Raw genomic sequence first — 20,995 nt, forward strand, 5'->3', positions numbered from 1 at the left:
CGGTGAAATCCATGAGGTGATTAATTTAGTAAGTCATTAACTTGGTAGCTTAATGGCTTAATAACTTAGTATCGTTCTTTGTAACCAGCCTGGCGCTCTTCGTCGCGCAGCGTCAGGATTTCCACGCCGTCGGCGGTGACCGCCACGGTGTGCTCCCACTGGGCAGACAGCTTTTTGTCGCGCGTAACCACTGTCCAACCGTCTTTCTTTTGCTTGATGCGGTGGTCGCCCTGATTGATCATCGGCTCGATGGTAAACACCATGCCTTCCTGCAGTACCATTCCGGTACCCGGTTTGCCAAAGTGCATTACCGCCGGCTCTTCGTGCATCTCGCGGCCGATACCGTGGCCGCAGTACTCCCGCACGATGCTGTATCCGGCCTGTTCTGCATGCTGTTGAATTGCATGGCCGATATCCCCCAGCGTCGCGCCCGGTTTCACCACGCGAATGCCTTGCCACATCGACTCATACACGTTATTCACCAGCCGTTTGGCCAGCGGCGTGATCTGCCCAATGCAGTACATTTTACTGGAGTCGGCAATATAACCGTCGTGTTCCAGCGTAATGTCGACGTTAACGATCATGCCGGAGCGCAGTATTTTGCTGACCGACGGGACGCCGTGACAGATCACTTCGTCAATCGAGGTATTGAGCACATAGGGAAAACCGTACTGTCCTTTTGTAGACGGGCGCGATTTCAGCTCATCAACGATAAAGGCTTCGGCGCGGTCGTTAATCTCCATCGTGGAGATACCTTCGACTATCACCTCATCGAGCATAGCAAACACCTTTGCCAGCAGCGCGCCAGAGTGACGCATTTTGACAATCTCTTCCGGTGTTTTGATCACAATCTGTTTCACCCGACAATCTCCTTTAACGTCATCGCGTTATCTTTCATCATTTTTTTTACCAGTTGGGGGTAGGTCAGTTCCGGATGGAACTCCGCCAGCATGCCGATCTTGATCCAGTATTCCGCCTGCGCGTTAATCGAACGCGTCATCGTCAGGCTGGCGAGGCGTAGATCGTCATGCAGCGCGTCTGAAATTTTCACAATGCCCATAGGCTGCTCCTCAGTGAGTAATATACGAAGTGTATACGTTTTGGATGGTCGCAATTTGGCATTCCGTGGGGTGGTCATTTTCCGGGTTGCAACGATTGCTGCCACGGGGCAATGCGTTTATTGTGATAAACGACTTTTTTGCCATGATTTTTCAGAAGGATTAGGGCGTGACCAAATTACGTGTTGGGGTGATCTTCGGCGGTAAATCGGCGGAGCATGAGGTTTCACTGCAGTCGGCAAAAAACATTGTGGATGCCATAGACAAAGAGAAGTTTGACGTCACATTGCTGGGGATAGACAAGCAGGGGCATTGGCACATCAACGATGCGTCCAACTACCTGCTGAATGCGGAAAACCCGGCGCTGATTGCGTTGAACCGCTCAAATAAAAATGTAGCGCTGATCCCCGGTCAGGAAAAACAGCAGTTGATCGAGTCAGGCAGCGCCGGTGCGCTGGGCCAGCTCGACGTGGTGTTCCCGATAGTGCACGGCACGCTGGGGGAAGACGGTTCATTGCAGGGGCTACTGCGGATGGCGAATTTGCCGTTCGTCGGCGCTGGCGTGCTGGGGTCTGCGGTCAGCATGGACAAAGACGTCACCAAACGCTTGCTGCGTGATGCCGGGCTGGCGGTCGCGCCCTTTGTAACCCTGACGCGCAGCAACCGCGCCAAATTCACGTTTGAACAGCTCAGCGAACGCCTGGGGCTGCCGCTGTTTGTTAAACCGGCTAACCAGGGCTCTTCGGTGGGCGTCAGCAAGGTGCAGGATCGCGACGGCTATGAGGCCGCAGTGGCGCTGGCGTTCAGTTTCGATCACAAAGTGCTGGTGGAGTCGGCGATTGTCGGCCGCGAAATCGAGTGTGCGGTGCTGGGCAATGATGATCCGCAGGCCAGCCTGTGTGGCGAAATCGTGCTGAGCGACGCCTTCTATTCGTACGACACCAAATACATCAACGAGCAGGGCGCTCAGGTCGTGGTACCGGCGGCGATTACGCCGGAGGTGAGCGACAAAATCCGTGAGGTGGCGCTGAAAGCCTTCCGGGCGCTGGAATGTTTCGGTTTGGCGCGCGTGGACGTGTTCCTGACGCCGGACAACAACGTGGTGATCAACGAGATCAACACGCTGCCGGGCTTCACCAATATCAGCATGTATCCCAAACTGTGGGCCGCCAGCGGCATCAGCTATAGCCAACTGATTACCCGTCTGATTGAGCTGGCGCTGGAGCGCCATCAGCAGGATCGTGCGTTGAACAGTTCGGTATTCGATCGCTAAAACAGTCAGGGGCGAAGCGATTTTCGCCCCTGATTTTTACTTCACCGTTACGTCAATATCGCCAAAGTATTTCTTCGCCAGCTCGCTCACCGTGCCTTGCTGCTTCACTTTGACGATCGCCTCATTCAGTTTTTTCTTCAGCGCCTCATCGCCTTTACGCAGGCCGAAAGCAATGCCCTCGCCAAGGATTTTGTCGTCGCTGACCGCATCGCCGACGAAGGCAAAGCCCTTACCGTCCGGGTGCGCCAGGAAGCCGCTTTGTCCCGACGGGGCCATCACCAGCGTGGCGTCGAGACGCCCGGCGGTCAGGTCCAGATAGGCCTGGTTCTGATCCTGATAAGACACCACGTCCACGCCCTGCGGCGCCCAGTGAGCCTTGGCATAAGTCTCCTGAATCGAGCCTTGCAGCACGCCGACGTGTTTGCCTGCCAGCGAGGTGGCGTTCGGCAACAGGCCGCTGTCGGCCTTGGCGATCAGGCGGTTCGGTACCTGATAGATTGAATCGGTGAAGTCGATGGCCTGGCGACGCTGATCGGTGACGTTCATCGCCGAGTTGATGGCGTCAAACTTGCGCGCCTTCAGCGCCGGGATCAGGCTGTCGAAAGAGGTTTCAACCCAGCTGCATTTCAACTGGGCGGCGGCGCAAACGGCATTGCCCAGATCGATATCAAAACCGACGAGCTGACCGCTGGCAGATTTGGATTCAAACGGTGGGTACAGCGCTTCCAGGCCAAAACGCAAGGTGTTTTCCGCCGCCAGCGAGGAACCGGCGGCCAGCAGGCAGCCTGCGGCGATCAACGTTTTCAGTGATTTCATATTCAGAGCCCTTTTCCCATGGTCAAAGCAAAAGTGAATGCATTACACCTGACACAGACGGCGTGCGCCTTCCAGCAGGGTCTGGTTATCTTTTGAAAAACTCAGTCGAATAATGCCGGTATTGGTGCCGTCGCTGTAGAACGCCGACAGCGGGATAGTGGCGACTTTGGCTTCGCGGATCAGACGCACCGCAAAATCGTTGTCGCTTTCGCTGCTGAAACCGCTAAAGCGGGCCAGCATAAAGAAACTGCCACGGCTGGGCAGTAATTCAAAGCGCGAATCTTGCAGGGCGTTCGCCAGCAGGTCGCGTTTTTGCTGGTAGAAAGCCGCCAGCCCTAAATAACTTTGCGGGTTAGCCAAGGCTTCGGCGAAGGCGTACTGCATCGGGGTATCGGCGGAAAACACCATAAACTGGTGTACCTTGCGGATCTCGTCCATCAGCGCCGCCGGTGCCATGCAGTAACCGACGCGCCAGCCGGTGACGTGATAGGTTTTGCCAAACGACGAAACGATCACGCTGCGTTCGGCCAGCTGCGGGTGGCGTGCCATGCTGTGATGAATATCGCCGTCGAACACCACGTGTTCGTAAACTTCGTCGGACAGAATGACGATGTCGGTATTGCGAGTCAGGGCGGTCAGCCGTTCGATATCATGTTCACCGAATACGCTGCCCGTTGGGTTGTGCGGGCTGTTGACGATGATCATCCGCGTTTTGCTGTTGATGGCCGCAGCGACCTCATCCCAGTCAATATGCAGATCTTCCAGCGACAGTTTAATCGCCACCGGAGTGGCGCCCTGCAGACGCACGATCGGCGCATAGCTGTCGAACGCCGGTTCAAAATAGATCACCTCATCGCCAGGGTGCACCAGTGCGCTGATGGCGGAATACAACCCTTCGCTGGCGCTGGCAATGACCGTGATTTCTTCGTCAGCGTCATAGCGTGCGCCATATAAACGTTCAACTTTATCCGCCAGCGCGATACGCAATGCTGCCACGCCGCTCATCGGCGCGTACTGGTTATGTTCTGCACGCATGGCTTGCGACACTGCCTCAACCAATTGCGGTTCACAGGCGAAGTTTGGCGCGCCCTGCGACAGATTCAGGGCCTGGTGTTCGGCGCTGAGCTGGCCGATAACGGTAAAAATAGTGGTGCCGACGTCCGGCAACTTCGAGCGTTGTGCGCATGCGCTCTGCATGAGTGGCTCCAGGGAATAGGGGGATATCGCTTGATTAAGCATCAATGACGGTAGGCCAACAAGGGAAAGTTTGTCATACTTGCCATGCACTCAGATCATGACTGATTCCTCTTCATTCTTGAAACGATCTCGGCGTTGGCTGCGCTTACTTACCCGAATCACTGACTCATGTCAGCTCATCGGGTTGCGTTCACTGGCCGCCTTGATGTCGTTCCAATTATTTGGGGGAATCCTTGGATTTCAGGGGATATCAAGGAACTCGCCATGTCGTCATCACTGCCGTCGCTCGACGTATTGAAAACCTTTTTGGTGGTGGCCCAGCGTCTTAATTTCACTCACGCCGCCCAGAGCCTGCACCTGACGCAGGGCGCGGTCAGCCGGCAAATACTGGGGCTGGAACAGCATCTGGGTTATCCGTTGTTTAGCCGACGCGCGCGAGGCCTGACGTTGACGCCGCAGGGAGCCATGCTGTTGGCCCCGGTGCAGCAAGCCCTGGGACAGTTGGATGAGGCGCTGAGCCGAATCGGGGCGCAGCCGGGGACCTTGCGGATCAAGTGCCCGACCTGTGCCATGCGCTGGGTGTTGCCGCGTATTATCCGGCTTCAAAACGAGCGACCTGAAATGCATATTGAGCTGACCGCTTCGGTATCGCACGGGCTGGATTTCGCTGCGGAACACTTCGATGCCGCGGTGGTGTTCGGCCAGCCGCAGGGCAAAAAACTGACGGTGCATCATCTGTTCGATGAAATTCTCACGCCGGTCTGCACGCCGACTTACCTGCCCGATTTATCTCGCCCGCCGACGCCGGCCGATCTGGCGGAGAAAACGCTGTTACATCCCACGCGCGATCGCCGCGACTGGCTGCTGTGGCTAAAGGCGGCGGGGCAGGAAGCGCTGCCTTCCGGTAAGGCGCAGCATTTCGATACGCTCGATCTGGCGATGAGTGCGGCACTGCAGGGTTTTGGCATCGCCATCGGTGATTTATGTTTGCTGGAGGAAGACATTCAGGCGCAGCGTATCGTTACGCCGTTCCCACTCAGCGTGCTCAGCGGTGCGGCTTACTATCTGGTCTATCCTGAACGAGCAGTGCAATCGCCGGCATTAACTACGCTGGTGGATTTCCTGGGCGATGAGGCGGCGCAAAGCCGCACCCGGCTGAAAAACTATCGCCCGGCCCGCGCTAATAGCTTGTAACCTTTAACATTACAAAGTATTTCTGCGGTGAAAAGGAGTATGGCACACTGCCTTTTCACATCGATTAATCATCTCCGCCGCGGTCTGCGACGGGAGCATGCCTGAGATAAAAAATATGAAATGGCTTTGTGTGGTGAGTATGTTGTCCGGTCTGGCCATCAGCCCGGTTTTTGCACAGGAAAACGCCGTAACGCAAGGCGTTAATGCCCAGCAGCGCGATGCCTTTGTTTCCAACCTGATGAAGCAGATGACGCTGGAAGAAAAAATCGGCCAGCTGCGGTTAATCAGCGTCGGCCCGGATAACCCGAAAGAGGCGATCCGCGACGGCATCAGCAAGGGGCAGATTGGCGCCATCTTCAACACCGTCACCCGGCCGGATATCCGCGTTATGCAGGATCAGGCGATGAAGCTCAGCCGCCTGAAAATCCCGCTGTTCTTTGCCTATGACGTGGTGCACGGCCAACGTACCGTGTTCCCTATCAGCCTCGGGTTGGCGGCCAGCTTTGATCTGGAAGCCATCGCACTCAGCGGTCGGGTGTCGGCGCAGGAAGCCAGCGACGACGGCCTGAACATGACCTTCTCGCCGATGGTCGACATCACCCGCGATCCGCGTTGGGGCCGGGTCTCTGAAGGCTTCGGTGAAGACACCTGGCTGGTGTCCAAAATCGCCAAGGTGATGGTGGACGCCTACCAAAACGGTGACCCGTCCAAGCCCGGCTCAATCATGGCCAGCGTGAAGCACTTCGCGCTGTACGGCGCTACTGAAGGCGGCCGCGACTACAACACCGTCGATATGAGCCCATTGCGGATGTATCAGGACTATCTGCCGCCCTATAAAGCGGCGGTGGAAGCCGGCAGCGGTGGCGTCATGGTGTCGCTCAATTCGGTGAACGGCATTCCGGCCACCGCTAACCCATGGCTGCTGAAGGACCTGCTGCGCGATCGGTGGGGCTTCAAGGGCATCACCATCAGCGACCACGGTGCGATCAAAGAGCTGATAAAACACGGTGTGGCTGCGGACGCGCGTGATGCAGTACGACTGGCGATCACCTCTGGCGTCGACATGAGCATGAGCGACGAATATTACGACCAATACCTGCCGGGGCTGGTGAAAGACGGGCTAGTGTCGGAAAGCGACATTGACCGTGCCTGTCGCGACGTGTTGAACACCAAATATGATATGGGCCTGTTTAAAGACCCTTACACCCATCTTGGCCCGGCAGGTTCCGACCCGCAGGACACCAATGCCGAAAGCCGCCTGCACCGTGCCGAAGCGCGCGTGATCGCGCGTAAGACTATGGTGCTGTTGAAGAACGACCGGCAGACATTGCCGTTAAGCAAACAGGCGACCATTGCGCTGGTCGGGCCGATGGCCGACAGCCAGCGTGACGTGATGGGCAGCTGGTCAGCGGCTGGGGTAATCAAACAGTCGGTGACCCTCCGCGAAGGGCTGGAACGTGCGGTGGGCGACAAGGCGAAAATCCTCTATGCCAAGGGGGCCAACGTCACTCAGGACAAGAGCATTATCGACTACCTGAACGAGTATGAGCCAGCGGTGGCGTTTGACACCCGTCCACCGCAGCAGATGATTGACGAAGCGGTACAGGCGGCGAAGAAAGCCGACGTGGTGGTAGCGGTGGTCGGGGAATCGCAGGGCATGGCGCATGAAGCGTCCAGCCGCGCCGATATTACTATCCCGCAAAGCCAGCGCGACCTGATCGCAGCGCTGAAAGCCACCGGCAAGCCTTTGGTATTGGTGCTGATGAACGGCCGGCCGCTGGCGCTGAGTTGGGAAAGCCAGCAGGCGGATGCGATGCTGGAAACCTGGTACAGCGGTACCGAAGGCGGTAATGCGGTTGCCGACGTGCTGTTTGGCGATTACAACCCGTCGGGCAAGTTACCGATGACCTTCCCGCGTTCGGTCGGTCAGATCCCGATGTATTACAACCACCTGAACACCGGCCGTCCGTTCGGCAAGGAAAACCCGGGCAAATACACCTCGCGCTACTTTGACTCGCCGAACGGTCCGCTGTATCCCTTCGGTTATGGCCTGAGCTACACCAGCTTCAGCCTGTCGGACCTGAAACTTTCCAGCCCGACAATGGCGCGCAACGGCAAGATCACCGCCAGCGTCACGCTGAAGAATACCGGCAAATATGATGGTGCCACCGTTGTGCAGCTGTACCTGCAGGACGTGACCGCCTCGGTCAGCCGTCCGGTGAAAGAGCTACGCAACTTTAAGAAAGTGATGCTGAAAGCGGGCCAGGCGCAGACTGTTGAGCTGCCGATCACCGAAGACGATCTCAAGTTCTATAACGCCAGCCTGAAATGGGGCGCGGAACCGGGCAAGTTTAACGTGATGGTGGGTCTGGATTCCGACAACGTGCAAACACAGAGCTTTACGCTGAAGTAATCACCCTCTCTGACCCTCTCTCATCGCGGTGGGAGAGGGTTTGCGTTGCTTTTGAGATCCCAAGCTCTTCAACGCATAACCGTTCTGCTTTCGCACGGAAAATCCCGTTGTTTTGATCCCGCTGATTGTTTCGCCACAGCTATCGCTATATGATTTTATATATAACGATAACTCACCGGAAACCCCCATGTTCAAACGCTTGTTGCTGATTTTTATTCTTTTCTCTTCCGCCGCACAGGCGGATCGCCAGGTCACCGACCAACTCAACAGACAGGTCACATTGCCCGATACCATCACCCGCGCGGTGGTGCTGCAACACCAGACGCTGAACCTGCTGGTGCAGCTCGACGCGCTGCCGCAGGTGGTAGGTGTGCTCAGTAGCTGGAAGAAACAGCTGGGGCCGAATTATCTGCGACTGGCACCTGGGTTGGCAAACATGCCGATGCCGGGCGATCTCACCTCGGTGAACATCGAAAGCCTGCTCAGCCTGCACCCGCAGGTGGTGTTTGTCGCCAACTATGCACCGCCGGAAATGATTGCCCAGATTGAAAGGGCCGGTATTCCGGTGGTGGCTATTTCGTTGCGCCGTGAGGCGGCGGATCAGGCCGGGAAAATGAACCCGGTACTCAATGATGAAGACCAGGCCTATAACCTCGGCCTGCAGGACGGTATCCGCCTGATCGGCACGGTAATGGGGCACCAGCCGCAGGCAGAAGCGATGATCCAGGACGTTTTTCAGCAGAGAACGCTGGTGGCCGACCGGCTGCGAGACCTGCCTGCGGACCAACGGGTTCGGGTGTATATGGCCAATCCGGATTTAACCACTTATGGATCGGGCAAATACACCGGGCTGATGATGCAGCACGCCGGTGCGCTAAACGTGGCGGCGAAGGATATTCAGGGTTTTAAGCAGGTATCGATTGAAGACGTGCTGAAGTGGAACCCGGCGGTGATTTTCGTTCAGGAGCGTTATCCCGAGGTGGTGCAGCAAATCCTCAGTTCGCCGCAGTGGCAGGGGATTGACGCGGTAAAAAATAAACGTGTCTATCTGATGCCGGAATACGCCAAGGCCTGGGGCTACCCGATGCCGGAAGCGCTGGCGCTGGGTGAACTCTGGATGGCGAAAAAGCTGTATCCGCAGCGTTTTAGCGACGTCAATTTGCAGCAGCGGGTGGATGCCTATTACCGGCAGTATTATCGCAGCAGCTGTTGCCAGAGCGAGCAATGAGGCTTGGCTGGCTGCTCCTGCTGACGTTGCTTTGCGCGCTGCTGTCGTTGGGGATTGGCCGTTACCCGGTATCGGCAGCTCACAGTCTGATGATCCTGCTCGAGCCGTTGACCGGCCCGAACGGTGCTATCGATGCGGTTCAACGTCAGGTGATTCTGGGGGTTCGCGTACCCAGAGTGTTATTGGCGATGGGGGCCGGCGCCTCTCTGGCCCTGTGTGGCGCCGCGCTGCAGGGGGTATTTCGTAATCCGCTGGTGGATCCGCATATCATCGGTGTCTCTTCCGGTGCAGCCTTTGGCGGCACGCTGGCAATTTTACTTAGCCTGCCGATGGCCGCGCTGTTGCTGTCTGCATTTGTATTCGGCATGGCGGCGTTGCTGCTGATTTTTGCCATTACCAGCGCCATCGCCCGGCGCAATATTTTGTCGCTGGTGCTGGCTGGGGTGATCCTCAGCGGCTTTTTCTCCGCCTGCGTCAGCCTGTTGCAATACCTGGCCGATACCGAAGAGAAACTGCCGAGCATCGTGTTCTGGCTGCTGGGCAGCTTCGCCACCGCCGACGACAATAAACTGTTGATGCTTTTCCTGCCGTTGTTGTTGGCTGGCGGGCTGTTATTGACATTGCGCTGGAGAATCAATTTGCTGTCGATGGGGGATGAGGATGCCGCTGCACTGGGCATTAACGTCGAGCGCACCCGCTGGTTGATCCTGACGCTGTGCGCCGCGATTGTCGCCGCACAGGTGGCGGTCAGCGGCAGCATTGGCTGGGTTGGGTTGGTTATTCCGCACGTTGCCCGGCTGCTGGTTGGCCCCGATCATCGTCGTCTGTTACCGGCTTCTCTGTGTTTGGGGGCGTTGTATATGGTGTTGATCGACGATTTGGCACGCACGCTGAGCAGCAGTGAAATTCCGCTGGGCATTTTAACGGCATTGATTGGCGCACCGCTGTTTGCGTTGCTGTTGCGCCGTGCGCAACTGAGAGGTTGGCATGGCTGAGACATTACTGACGGTTAAAGATCTCAGTTTTGGTTGGCCCGGCCAAGCGCCTTTGTTTAACGCGCTGAGCCTGCAATTGTCGCGTGGCGAAGTCTTGGCGGTACTGGGCCCCAACGGGCGAGGCAAAAGTACCCTGATGCAGCTGTTGCTCGGCACCCTGCCGCTGCAACAGGGGGCGGTTGAATGTGCCGGCGGCATCGGTTTTGTGCCGCAGCATTTCACGGCGCCTTTTGCCTATCGGGTGCTGGATATCGTGCTGATGGGGCGAGCGCGTTATGTGGGGTTGTTCCGCTCTCCTTCGGCGCAGGATCATCGGCTGGCGAAAGAAGCCCTGCAGTCGCTGGATATGTTGGGCTTTGCCGACCGCGAATTTGGCAGTTTATCGGGCGGACAGCGGCAACTGGTGCTGATTGCCCGCGCACTGGCGATGAGCTGCGAGGTACTGATACTGGATGAACCCACTTCGGCATTGGATCTTCATCACCAGGATCGGGTGCTGAGCCTGATCTCGTCACTGGCGCGGGAACGACAGATGGCGGTGATGTTTTCGACCCATCAACCCAACCATGCTCATGCGGTGGCCGATCGTGCCTTGCTGCTGGGGGCCGAGGGACAGCATCAAATCGGGCCCTGTGCCAGGGTGCTGACGGCCGAGTGCTTGTCGCCACTGTTTGATTTGGCGATTGAGCGGGTGGCTTTGCAGATTGAGGGGCGGCAGTTTGAAACGCTGGTGCCTTTATATCGCAGTCAAAGGGAGCGTCATCATGAGTAATCTTCTGCTGTTTGCCGCCGGTAGCCTGCGTGTGGCATTTGGGCCGCTGCTGGCCGCGTTTCAGGCACAAACCGGCGAGGTTGTAGATGCGGTATTTGGTCCCGCAGGCCTGCTGCGTCAGCGCATTGAAGCCGGTGAACGGCCGCATGTTTTCGCTTCGGCCAATCTGGCGCATCCGCAGCGATTGGTCGATCTGCATTTATCGCCACGGGTACAAACTTTTGCCCGTAACCGGTTATGCGCGACGGTACGTAATATTGCCGGACTAACAGAACGCCCGTTGTTGGCGGTACTGCTGGACTCGCGTTGGCGGGTGGCGACCTCCACGCCGGGTGCCGATCCTTCCGGTGACTATGCGCTGCAATTATTTGAACGTATTGAATCCCTGGCGCCGGGGCAGGGGACAGCCCTGCGGCAACGGGCTTTGGCTCTGGTGGGTGGCCCAGATTCGGCGCCGTTGCCGATGGACCGGCCGGCGGCTGAGTATCTGCTCAACAGCGGGCAGGCGGATATCTTCCTCGGTTACGCCAGCTATGGTGCGGCGTTGGCAAGGTTTCCCGAGCTGGTGGTGCGGCAGTTACCGCCTTCGCTGACGATTGAGGCCGACTACGGTCTGTGTCTGTTGGATGGACGGGCACAGCCCTTGGCCGAGTTTATTCTGGCGGAACAGGGGCAGGCGATACTGCGTGAACAGGGGTTTTTACCTGCCAACCTGGTGAGCTAATGGCTTATTAAGTTGGCAGGTTAAGAGGCTATTACAGCTTTTTCAGCAGTTGCATCAGATGTTCTTCGCTCTTCTCCGCCAGGCCGTCAATCGCCAGCTTGATGATATCGGAGCGGGTAATGCGCACCACGCCGTTACGCGCCGCCTGCACAATGATTTCATCGATGGCGTCGACGTGATTATCGGTCAGGCTGACTGAAATGGCTTTGTAAGTGCGTTTGCGACCCTGCGGCTTGGCTTCGGGGGCGGGAACCAGCAAAGTGTGCGACGTGGCGCTATTGATAAATTCGTCTTCCGACATGCGGTGGGTTGGGGTGCGTTTTTTCACAGGATCACCTCCTTCACCAGGCTTTCGATTTCCGCCTGCGCTTTTTCGTTATGCGCCTCATGCACGGTAATCGCCTCGCCCCAAGCGTCGCGGTAAATCTTGCGGTCGCACAGGCGGTTACTGACCAGCGTCAGTTCCGGGTATTCGCTTAATACCTGCGCCGCTTCGTTGGCTTCATTAATGAAGATGTTGGTCGGGCACATGTTCAGCACGATGTAGCCTTTCACCTTCTCGTTATATTCTTGCGCCGTGGCGAACATTTCAGACAGATACCCGACGGTATCCAGATCCATCTGCGACGGGCGCAGCGGAGAAAGGAACAGATCGGCGGCCAACAGGCCCGAGCGCAGTTCGGCGCTGTCGCGGCCGGCGGTGTCGACAATCACATAGTCGTAATGGCGATCCAGCTCCAGCAGCGTCTCTTTGATTTTACCCGAGGCGGCAACCACCGGAATATGCGGCAGACCTTCAACATTTTGGCGATCGTTATACCAGGTCATGATTGATTTCTGATCGTCGGCATCGACGATGATGGCCGTTTTTCCCTGCTTGAGGATCAGATATCCGGCGATATTGACCGCCTTGGTCGATTTCCCTACGCCACCCTTTTGCGAGCCAATCAAAACAATCATGCTGCCATCTCTCAAGTTATTAAGCTGGTAACTTATTAAGTTAATATGCTTATTAGGTTGATAACTAAACAGGTTAACTACAACAGAGCCTGAACAATATGCACCAATGTCGGCGGCTTGCCAAGCCAGTATGCGGTTAACTTTACAGCCTATTTTGCTGGTAACGTAGTCAGCGGGTAAGTAGGAATGTTCTGGGAAGGGGGGACAAGCGGAAGGATTTTTTTAATTTAGCAGCTTAATAAGTTATTAAGCTGCTAATGATGAGGCTGCCAGAACGCTACTTTTTCAACATCGACTTCAGGTTGGCGAACGGGTTATGGGTCGCGAGACCGACGTCTTTTTGCGCATCTTCACCGGCAACAACCGTTGAGCCATACTGATCGGCTTCGGTGTATTTTGAATGCTCATGGTCGTGACAATACAGGCACAGCATTTCCCAGTTGCTGCCGTCTTCCGGGTTGTTGCTGTGGTCGTGATCGATATGGTGAACCGTCAGTTCGCGCAGGTTGGAGTACACAAACTCACGCGAGCAGCGTCCGCAGACCCAGGGAAAGATTTTCAGCGCTTTTTCGCGGTAGCCAGTCTCCAGCCTCGCGTAGTTTTTTGGGATATATGCCATGGTGTATGCCCGTCGGGTGATAATAATAATACGTAAAATAATACCACAAAGCGCCGGCTTACAGCGTGCGGCACATCACCGTGACGGTTTCGCCACAAACTTCACGTTGCTCAACAGGTTGCCAGCCCAGTTTCTGATAAAGCGGTTGTTGGTCGGGCGTGTAAAGATACAGCGCGGTGATCTGTTCCCGTCGGCAGTGGGCAATGCACTGGGCGATCAGTTCGCTAGCCACGCCCTGGCCGCGGTGTTGTGGATGGGTAAAGACTTCCCCCAGCCAGAACTTGCGCTCTGGCTTATCTGCCAGTTCGTAAACGATCAGGCTGGCGGTTCCGAGGATCTGTTGTTGCGGCGACAGAGCCAACAGCGCCAGCCCGGGGTGCTGTGGTTCACAGCGCTGTTCCAGGCGCTGGCTGATTTTCTCTCGGCAGCTCCACGGGGGGAAGTCCTGCCACTCCTGATGCAGTAAAGCGGCCAGTTCACCAATGCGCTGGCGATGCGCAGAAAGTCGTTCGATACGCATGATTCGGTTCATTTTTTGCCCAAGGGCAGACAACTATAGCGACGATTTTCGCCTATTTGAAGGTCTCGATCGCCCAATCGATAAATACCCGCATTTTGGCGCTCAGATGGCGGTTGGAAGGGTACACCACATACATCTGCTCAGCCGGTGGTTGCCAGTCGTGCAGCAGGCTGACCAACTCACCGCTGTCCAGATGCGGTTGTGCCATAAAACGGAAGGTTTGGATGATACCCAATCCGGCCAGCGCCGCCGCCAGCAGCGCATTGCTTTCGTTGACGCTGACGTGATAGCGGTGCTGGATATCGATTTCTTTGCCCCGATCGACAAAGTGCAGCGGCAGGATGCGATCGTTCAACGCATGACGATAGTGTGCCAGCGGATACCCCAGTTCCAGATCGCAGGGATGCTGCGGCGTACCGTAATGAGCCAGATAGGCCGGGGTTGCGCAGGTTACCCATTCAAGCTCGAACAACCGGCGGGCAATCAGGCTGGAGTCGGCCAGCGGACCGCTGCGGATCACGCAGTCAGCGCTGTCGTTGATCAGGTCGATGAGTCGATCCCCCACGCCCAGATCAATCTGTATTTGCGGATAGCGGGCAATAAAGTCCGGCAGCGCCGGCAACAGCAGCTGGCGAGCGGTGGCACCGCCAACGTCGATGCGCAGCACGCCCTGCGGCGCACTCTGCGACTCGGTCATGCTGCCTTCCATTTGCTCCAGCTCTGCCAGCCATTTAACCGTTCGTTGGTAGTAGCATTCGCCTTCGGGCGTTACCGACACGCTGCGGGTGGTGCGCTTGAACAGCTTGGTTTGCAGGTGATCTTCCAGGCTCTGGATCAGCTTGGTGACGGTGGCTTTGGGCATCCGCAACGAGTCCGCGGCACGGGTGAAGCCGCCGGTTTCCACCACGCGGTTAAACACCCGGATAGCGAGTAAATGATGATCCATAGCGCTCTCAGTGCAAACCCCGGCGGCAAGCCGGGGAGTGTTTCTGCCAGTAAATAATGATTATGACTGTTTAGCGCTAATCATGCCGGAGCGCAAGGTCAGGCCGAATACCAGCGCGGCGGACAGGGTCAGTGCGCCACCGAACAACATGGCGCTGCTGACGCCCTGCCAGTCAACCACTTCTCCACCCAGCAGCGCGCCGGAGGCCAGGGCAATCTGGATCACGCAGACCAACAGTGCCTGGCCGGCCTCCGGGGCCTGCGGTACCGCAGCGAACATCCAGTTGGTAGCGCACACCGGCACGGCGCCGAACGCCAACCCCCATACCATCACCATCAGCGTAGCCCCGGCGATGCCGCTGAGGAACGGCGACACAATCAGGATGGCGGCCAACATGGCGGCAATCAGGATAAAGGTGGCGCGCAGGCTGCGTTCGGCCAGCCTCTCGCCCAAAAAGGTTCCGAGCAGGCCAATGGCACCATAGGCTAACAATTGCAGCGAAATCGCCGACGGGCTGAGGACGAATACCTGCTGCAGCAGCGGTTTCAGGTAGGTGTAGGCGGCAAAATGGCCGATAAACAGCAGCACGATGGCAATAAGCCCGGTACGCGCCATCGGCAGACGCAGCGGCAACAGCAGATCGCGTGGCGTAACCGGCCGGGTGGGGGGTACCGATGTCAGCAGGCGCAGCTGTGCCAATAACACCCCGACCGCCAGCACCGCGCTGCCAAAGAAAGCGGCGCGCCAGCCGAACAGGTCTCCAATCAACGCACCGGCAGGGACGCCGCAAACGGCACCGACCGAAATGCCGCTCAGGATAAGCGCAGTGGCCCGGCCCTGGCTGGCTTCCGGCACCAGATGGCGGCCGTAGTTGGCGGCAAAGGCCCAAAAACCGCCGACGCAAATGCCCAGCAGCACGCGGCCCAGCAACATCATGGGGAAGTTTACCGCCAGTGCGGAGACCAGGTTGGAAACCGTCAATAGCACGCTCAATGCCAGCATCAGCAGACGACGATCGAGCCGACCGGCCGCCAGACTGAGGGCAGGGGCGGCGATTGCCGCGACGATACCGGGCACGGTCACCATCAGTCCGGCTTTGCCGGTGCTGACGTCCAGCGATGGGGCGATATTGGTCAGCAGGCCAATCGGTAGAAATTCGGTGGTAACCATCACAAAGCAGGCGACGGTCAGCGAGAAGATCGCCAGCCAGGGTGATGGTGCAGGTTTCTCATTATTATTCAGCATAGTACCGCTCGTCCCAGGTGGATGCGTAAACCGCGCGGTAGGCGCGGAGTGACAGAGATCACAATTTACGCAGGCCTCTGCGGCGGATAAATCCGTTTGCGGTGGTTACACTGTTTCTGAGGGGGAATAATCGCGCGCGGCCAGTCTGGCATGGGCTATCGGCCATCAGGCTGGCTAAATGTTTAATTGGTATAAGCTTATGCGATGGGTGCAGCAGGCTGCACCCGGTCGTGTATTACAAGCCCGGCGCTTTCCACATCGAGGTGGTCAGGCCGTGATCGACCAGGGTGAGCTGATCGGCATACACCTGACGCCAGGTTTCTTTTTGCTGTCGGTACAGCTCATGGTTGGCCATATCCGGCTGATATTCTCGCTCCCAACGCACCAGCTTTTCCCCGGTTTGCGCCAACGATTCATACAGTCCCGCCCCCACCCCAGCGGCAATTGCGCAACCCAGCGCGGTGGCTTCTTTCACCACCGGTACACGCACCGTCAGGCCGGTAACGTCGCTAAGGATTTGGCTCCACAGCTTGCCCTTCGAGCCGCCGCCGGCGAACACCAGCGAACGGGCCTGCACGCCGGAGAAGCTGGCGATTTGTTCCAGATTGCAGGCCGACACAATGGCGGCATTTTCTTCCAGCGCACGGAACAGGGTCTGCTTATTGCAGCGTTCCGGGTCGAGCGACAGGTTAATAAACGACGGCGCGGCGTGGTACCAGGTCTTGAAATGCATGGCGTCGGAAAATATCGGCATCACGCCGTAGGCCCCAGGCGGCACGCGCGCCGCCATCTCTTCCAGCAGGCTGTAGGCATCGACACCCAGCCGTTCCGCCAGCAGCTTCTCTTCGGCACAGAAGGCGTCGCGGAACCAGCGCATGGTCAACCCGGTGAAGAAACTTATCGACTCCGCTTGTGCCATGCCGGGGATCACGTGTGGGTTGATGCGAATGTTCATCTCCGGATCGGTGGCCGGTTCCGGCAGATTGACGATCTGTTGCCAGAAGGTGCCGCCCAGCACGGCTGTCTGCCCGGCATGCACCACCCCCAGCCCCAGGCTGCCCAGTTGCACATCGCCGCCGCCCATCACGACCGGTGTGCCGCGCAGTAAGCCGCTTTGCTGTGCCGCCTGTTCGGTGATGTGTCCCAGCACACAGCCGGTCTCTTTCACCGGCGACAGCATATCGGCACGCAGTCCGGCCATATCGAGCAGCGCCGGACGCCAGTCGCGGTTGACCAAGTCGAGCATGCCGGTGGTACCGGCGTTGGAGGGATCTACCGCCAGTTCACCGCTGAGCATATTTGCCAGCCAGTCGCTGATCATGGTCAGCGTTGCCGCCTGACGGTAAATGTCCGGCCGGTGATGCGCCAGCCACAGCAGGCGCGGCATGGCGCTCAACGCCAGCGTTTGGCCTGAATACTGGTAAACCTCGCGCTCAAAATTATGGTTATGCAACTCTTTCAGTTCGCTGACTTCCTGGCTGGCACGGGCATCAACGTTGGCGCAGGCCCAGATCGGCACGCCGTCGCGATCGTAGAGTACGATGCCTTCACGCATGGAGCAGCAGGCCACGGAACGGATGGCCTGGCCAGAGAGACCGGCGTTTTGCAGCGCCTGGCGGATACATTGGCAGGTCAGCTGCCAGTTGTGGCTGAGGTCAAACTCCATGGAACCGGGCACGCCCGGCACGGCCAAATGCCGCCATTCCGCCTGGCCCTGAGCGATCTGGTTACCCGCCAGATCGAAGATTACCGCGCGAACGCTGCCGGTGCCTGCATCCAGCGCCATCAAATAGTTATCCATAGCTCACACTCTCTGGGGAGGAACCTTAACTATAGATGCCGTACTGTTCGCCCCGGTGGGGGAAGCGACAGGCCTGGCGGGATTTGTGAGCCAGGCAGCAAAATTGCCCTTGCGGAGGGGCAATCTGTGGGATTAAACCTATGGTTGGAAAGAACATTGACCTTCGAGGTTTAACAAGGAGTCGCCATGCACGTCACACTGGTAGAAATTAACGTTAAACAGGACAAAATCGACGAGTTTATTGAGGTCTTTCGCGCCAATCACCTGGGGGCGATAGAAGAGCCGGGCAACCTGCGTTTTGACGTATTGCAAGATGAATCCATCCCGACGCGGTTTTATATTTATGAGGCCTATCGGGACGAGCAGGCGGTCGCCGCTCACAAAAAGACGCCGCACTATCTGCAATGCGTGGAGAAACTGGAAGCGCTGATGACCGGCCCACGCAAGAAAACCAGCTTTATCGGCCTGATGCCGGGTTAGCGCCGGCGTAGGGTAATTCTGTTCAATACAGTGACAAGCCAAGCCGTCAGTCTGGCATCTGTGAATTCTTTCTCAGGTGCCTTTAATGAATATCTATCTTTCCATGGCTGCGTTTGCGCTGGCCGCTTCCATCACCCCCGGTCCGGTCAATATCGTTGCCCTGAGCGCGGGGGCACAATTCGGTTTCAACGCCACTCTGCGCCATGTTTCGGGCGCCACGCTGGGGTTTACTCTGCTGTTGATCCTGCTAGGTCTGGGGCTGAACACGCTGTTGGCGCTGTGGCCGGTGCTGACGCAGGTTATCCAGTGGGCGGGCATCGCGTTTTTGTTGTTTATGGCGTATCAACTGGCGTTTGACGACGGCCGCTTGGGGCAGGGTAGTCAACCGCAAGCCCCTTCTTTCTGGTACGGCGCGCTGTTGCAGTGGCTGAACCCCAAGGCCTGGCTGGCGTCGGTGGCCAGTCTGGGAGCGTTTGTTGCCGATGGCGATCGCCTGCTGCTGTGGCAGTTCGCGGTAATTTACTTTGTGATCTGTTATGCCTCGGTGGCCTGCTGGGCTTACACCGGCGCGATGTTGACCGGCCTGCTGCGGCAGGCACGCAACGTACGGCGTTTTAATCGCTTGATGGCGCTGCTGTTGGCAGCCAGCGCCTGCTATCTGTTGGCCGACGGCATTTAGCGTGGGTTTTGGTACTGGCCGGGGGTGGCGGCCAGCAACAGTTTGAAGGTGCGCTGAAAGTGCGCCTGATCGGCAAAACCGCTTTCGCTGGCCGCTGCGGCGATCGGATAACCGCGTTTCAGCAACCGGTGACCGAATTGAATGCGTTGGTTAACCAGATAAGCATGCGGCGTCATGCCGTAACGCTGTTTAAAGGCGCGTATCAGGTATGAGGGCGAAAGCGCTGCCGCCTGGCAGATGGCCTCCAGCGTGAGCGGTTGGGTGCAATGCGCGTTGATAAAGGCTGCCGCCGCCGCCAATCTTGGGTGCTCGTAAGGGGTAACTGGCGTATTCCCCAAAGAGGTCTGCAAATCGCTGAAGTATTCCACCAGAGCGATCTGTTTTTCCAAATGGCAGCGCAGTGGGTCGATCAGTAGCTCATACAGCCGGTTCAGGCCACCAAACAGTTCGGGGTCACGGCTGAGCACCTGAGTGAAGGGGATAAAACGGCCGTCGCCGCCGACGATTTCTTGCTGCAATTTACCCAGCCAGGCGGCATCGATATAAAACATGATGTATGACCAGCGCTGGTCGCCGATGGGGTTACAGGCGTGGGCCTGCTGCGGATTGATGATCACCACATCGCCGGTGCTGACCTGCAACGCTTGGCTGCCGTTAATATAAATACTGGTGCCGTCGGTGATGGCGCCGATGGAAAAGATTTCATGGCTGTGCAGGGCGTAACAAACCTTACGGCCATCTTCAATGGCGCGGGCTTCCACGAAGGGGAGCTGCGGATCACGCCAGAACTGCGGCGCATTAGCGGTCATTGTCTTTCCTTTTCGATGCGGCGGGGCTAGCTTGTGTTATAGCCTAAAACGCGCCGGGGAGGGAATGCGGGTGATGATTTTTAATGTGTTCGGCCGCCTGCTGGGGGTCAAACGGGCAGGGGGGCAGTGGCAGCTGTTTCGCGTGACGTTGCCGGAGCGCAAGTATGCGCGCAGTTACGACATCGTGTTGCCGGATGAATTGACCGAAAGCGAGATAGCCGGCTATCTGGGGGACATTTACCACGAAGCCGCGACGGAACGCCATCCTGACGTCGTCAGGATCGAATAAACCCCGGCCCGATAAAAAGGGCCGGAGGATTAATCTTCTTCGTTGCGGGCCATCAGTTGGCGTTGGTGCTCTTCGCTGGCCGCCTGGATCTCTTCCAGGACGGAACCGACATCGGCGCGTTTGTTGCTCTCGACAAACTTGCCGGTCAGCACGCTCGCCGGGGTCAGATTACCTTCCTGGTACAGCGCCCAAATCTCTTTGGCATATTTGCTGCCGAGCAGTTCTGGCGCGTACTGACCGTAAAACTGCGACATGTTGTTGATATCACGTTCGAACATGCTTTTGGCGTGGTTGTTGGCGGCGGCATCCACCACCTGCGGCAGATCGATAATCACCGGCCCGTTTTTGTCCATCAGCACGTTGAATTCCGACAGGTCGCCATGCACCAGCCCGGCACACAGCATGCGTACCGCGTAGTTCATCATCAATGCGTGATCGGCCCGTGCCTGTTCCGGCGTCAGGGTAACATCGCTCAAGCGCGGCGCTACCAGGCCTTCTTCGTCGGTGATCAGTTCCATCAGCAGTACGCCATCCAGACAGATATCCGGCTGCGGCACGCGAACGCCCGCTTTGGCGAGCAGGTTCAGCGCATCGACCTCGGTGTTCTGCCAGGCTTCTTCCTGCTGCTGGCGGCCGAATTTAGAGCCTTTGCTCATGGCGCGCGCATCACGGCTGTTGCGCACTTTGCGCCCTTCCTGATAGTTCACGGCCTGCTTGAAGTTACGTTTTTCTGCTTCTTTGTAGACTTTGGCGCAGCGGATCTCTTCGCCGCAGCGCACGATAAAGACGTCGGCTTCTTTGCCACTTTTCAAACGGCGGATGACGTCGTCAATTAAACCATCATCTACCAATGGCTGGAGTCGTTTTGGAATTTTCATGCAGCCTTGTACCCTATTTAGGCTCCGGTGTGAATGGTTTGCTAAGGTGTTACCCCAATTTAGACCTGAAAGGCAAAAAATAGTTTGCCGCCGTTGTGA

The 20,995-nt window shown here is 57.5% G+C and carries 23 protein-coding genes; 10 read left to right on the top strand and 13 right to left on the bottom strand.

Features of this window, described 5'->3' with window-relative positions; genetic code table 11:
- Nucleotides 1-65: 65 nt before the first annotated feature.
- Nucleotides 66-860, bottom strand: a complete 795-nt coding sequence (gene map, locus H0S68_RS06635; protein WP_046374205.1) for a type I methionyl aminopeptidase — start codon at nt 858-860, stop codon at nt 66-68.
- On the bottom strand, nt 857-1,060 hold the full coding sequence (locus tag H0S68_RS06640; protein WP_020825782.1) for a ParD-like family protein: 204 nt from the start codon (nt 1,058-1,060) through the stop codon (nt 857-859). Before H0S68_RS06640 ends, map begins: the two co-directional genes overlap by 4 nt.
- 167 nt (nt 1,061-1,227) lie before the next feature.
- Here H0S68_RS06640 and ddlA point away from each other — a divergent pair, with 167 nt between their 5' ends.
- Nucleotides 1,228-2,331 carry a D-alanine--D-alanine ligase gene (ddlA, locus tag H0S68_RS06645; protein ID WP_115059531.1) on the top strand — a complete coding sequence of 368 codons (1,104 nt, stop codon included), beginning with the start codon at nt 1,228-1,230 and terminating at the stop codon, nt 2,329-2,331.
- 36 nt (nt 2,332-2,367) lie between these two features.
- Here ddlA and H0S68_RS06650 read toward each other — a convergent pair whose 3' ends face one another.
- Together H0S68_RS06650 and H0S68_RS06655 are read right to left on the bottom strand one after the other, a co-directional pair.
- Nucleotides 2,368-3,147, bottom strand: a complete 780-nt coding sequence (locus tag H0S68_RS06650; protein WP_122077700.1) for an ABC transporter substrate-binding protein — start codon at nt 3,145-3,147, stop codon at nt 2,368-2,370.
- 42 nt (nt 3,148-3,189) lie between these two features.
- Nucleotides 3,190-4,344 (bottom strand): pyridoxal phosphate-dependent aminotransferase, encoded by a 1,155-nt coding sequence (locus H0S68_RS06655; RefSeq protein WP_410529255.1) that lies wholly within the window; start codon nt 4,342-4,344, stop codon nt 3,190-3,192.
- A gap of 264 nt (nt 4,345-4,608) precedes the next feature.
- Between H0S68_RS06655 and H0S68_RS06660 the strand changes: the two genes are divergently transcribed.
- The 6 genes from H0S68_RS06660 to H0S68_RS06685 all read left to right on the top strand — a co-directional run bounded on the left by H0S68_RS06660 (nt 4,609) and on the right by H0S68_RS06685 (nt 11,670).
- Nucleotides 4,609-5,538 carry a LysR substrate-binding domain-containing protein gene (locus H0S68_RS06660; RefSeq protein ID WP_115059526.1) on the top strand — a complete coding sequence of 310 codons (930 nt, stop codon included), beginning with the start codon at nt 4,609-4,611 and terminating at the stop codon, nt 5,536-5,538.
- 115 nt (nt 5,539-5,653) lie between these two features.
- Complete coding sequence (bglX, locus tag H0S68_RS06665) at nt 5,654-7,951, top strand: beta-glucosidase BglX (RefSeq protein ID WP_410529450.1); 2,298 nt, start codon at nt 5,654-5,656, stop codon at nt 7,949-7,951.
- A gap of 187 nt (nt 7,952-8,138) precedes the next feature.
- Nucleotides 8,139-9,179: an ABC transporter substrate-binding protein gene (locus H0S68_RS06670; RefSeq protein WP_217330943.1), complete on the top strand. Its 1,041-nt coding sequence runs from the start codon at nt 8,139-8,141 to the stop codon at nt 9,177-9,179.
- Entirely contained in the window at nt 9,176-10,174 is a 999-nt protein-coding gene (locus H0S68_RS06675; protein ID WP_217330944.1) for a FecCD family ABC transporter permease, read from the top strand. Before H0S68_RS06670 ends, H0S68_RS06675 begins: the two co-directional genes overlap by 4 nt.
- Nucleotides 10,167-10,946 (top strand): ABC transporter ATP-binding protein, encoded by a 780-nt coding sequence (locus H0S68_RS06680; RefSeq protein WP_046374199.1) that lies wholly within the window; start codon nt 10,167-10,169, stop codon nt 10,944-10,946. Before H0S68_RS06675 ends, H0S68_RS06680 begins: the two co-directional genes overlap by 8 nt.
- On the top strand, nt 10,939-11,670 hold the full coding sequence (locus tag H0S68_RS06685) for a substrate-binding domain-containing protein (RefSeq protein WP_129940105.1): 732 nt from the start codon (nt 10,939-10,941) through the stop codon (nt 11,668-11,670). The genes H0S68_RS06680 and H0S68_RS06685 overlap by 8 nt, the downstream gene beginning before the upstream one ends.
- Nucleotides 11,671-11,701: 31 nt before the next feature.
- Here H0S68_RS06685 and H0S68_RS06690 read toward each other — a convergent pair whose 3' ends face one another.
- From H0S68_RS06690 to lsrK, 7 genes are all read right to left on the bottom strand, one after another.
- On the bottom strand, nt 11,702-11,998 hold the full coding sequence (locus H0S68_RS06690) for a hypothetical protein (protein WP_020825792.1): 297 nt from the start codon (nt 11,996-11,998) through the stop codon (nt 11,702-11,704).
- A complete protein-coding gene (locus tag H0S68_RS06695) occupies nt 11,995-12,630 on the bottom strand; it encodes an AAA family ATPase (RefSeq protein ID WP_020825793.1) in 636 nt (211 codons plus the stop codon). The genes H0S68_RS06690 and H0S68_RS06695 overlap by 4 nt, the downstream gene beginning before the upstream one ends.
- Nucleotides 12,631-12,907: 277 nt before the next feature.
- Entirely contained in the window at nt 12,908-13,249 is a 342-nt protein-coding gene (yajD, locus tag H0S68_RS06700; protein ID WP_020825794.1) for an HNH nuclease YajD, read from the bottom strand.
- A gap of 58 nt (nt 13,250-13,307) precedes the next feature.
- Entirely contained in the window at nt 13,308-13,769 is a 462-nt protein-coding gene (locus tag H0S68_RS06705) for a GNAT family N-acetyltransferase (RefSeq protein WP_020825795.1), read from the bottom strand.
- A gap of 52 nt (nt 13,770-13,821) precedes the next feature.
- Nucleotides 13,822-14,715, bottom strand: a complete 894-nt coding sequence (locus H0S68_RS06710) for a LysR family transcriptional regulator (RefSeq protein ID WP_020825796.1) — start codon at nt 14,713-14,715, stop codon at nt 13,822-13,824.
- Nucleotides 14,716-14,775: 60 nt separating this feature from the next.
- The gene (locus tag H0S68_RS06715) at nt 14,776-15,960 is read right to left on the bottom strand and encodes an MFS transporter (protein ID WP_020825797.1); all 1,185 of its coding nucleotides are present in this window, start codon (nt 15,958-15,960) and stop codon (nt 14,776-14,778) included.
- 235 nt (nt 15,961-16,195) lie between these two features.
- A complete protein-coding gene (gene lsrK, locus H0S68_RS06720) occupies nt 16,196-17,761 on the bottom strand; it encodes an autoinducer-2 kinase (protein ID WP_371078379.1) in 1,566 nt (521 codons plus the stop codon).
- A 186-nt stretch (nt 17,762-17,947) separates the two neighbouring features.
- Here lsrK and lsrG point away from each other — a divergent pair, with 186 nt between their 5' ends.
- Both lsrG and H0S68_RS06730 read left to right on the top strand, forming a co-directional pair.
- Nucleotides 17,948-18,241: a (4S)-4-hydroxy-5-phosphonooxypentane-2,3-dione isomerase gene (gene lsrG, locus H0S68_RS06725; protein WP_020825799.1), complete on the top strand. Its 294-nt coding sequence runs from the start codon at nt 17,948-17,950 to the stop codon at nt 18,239-18,241.
- 85 nt (nt 18,242-18,326) lie between these two features.
- Nucleotides 18,327-18,920: a LysE family translocator gene (locus tag H0S68_RS06730; protein ID WP_261156774.1), complete on the top strand. Its 594-nt coding sequence runs from the start codon at nt 18,327-18,329 to the stop codon at nt 18,918-18,920.
- On the opposite strand, the gene H0S68_RS06735 is transcribed toward H0S68_RS06730, so the two are convergent.
- Nucleotides 18,917-19,729 (bottom strand): AraC family transcriptional regulator, encoded by an 813-nt coding sequence (locus H0S68_RS06735; RefSeq protein WP_046374195.1) that lies wholly within the window; start codon nt 19,727-19,729, stop codon nt 18,917-18,919. The two genes, H0S68_RS06730 and H0S68_RS06735, sit on opposite strands and share 4 nt — an antisense overlap.
- 70 nt (nt 19,730-19,799) lie before the next feature.
- On the opposite strand from H0S68_RS06735, the gene H0S68_RS06740 reads away from it, so the two are divergent.
- A complete protein-coding gene (locus H0S68_RS06740; protein WP_041414319.1) occupies nt 19,800-20,018 on the top strand; it encodes a hypothetical protein in 219 nt (72 codons plus the stop codon).
- Between the two features lie 29 nt (nt 20,019-20,047).
- On the opposite strand, the gene H0S68_RS06745 is transcribed toward H0S68_RS06740, so the two are convergent.
- The gene (locus H0S68_RS06745) at nt 20,048-20,896 is read right to left on the bottom strand and encodes a PA4780 family RIO1-like protein kinase (protein WP_020825803.1); all 849 of its coding nucleotides are present in this window, start codon (nt 20,894-20,896) and stop codon (nt 20,048-20,050) included.
- Nucleotides 20,897-20,995: the final 99 nt, after the last annotated feature.

Source organism: Serratia sp. AXJ-M, assembly GCF_046531865.1.
GTDB lineage: Bacteria > Pseudomonadota > Gammaproteobacteria > Enterobacterales > Enterobacteriaceae > Serratia > Serratia liquefaciens.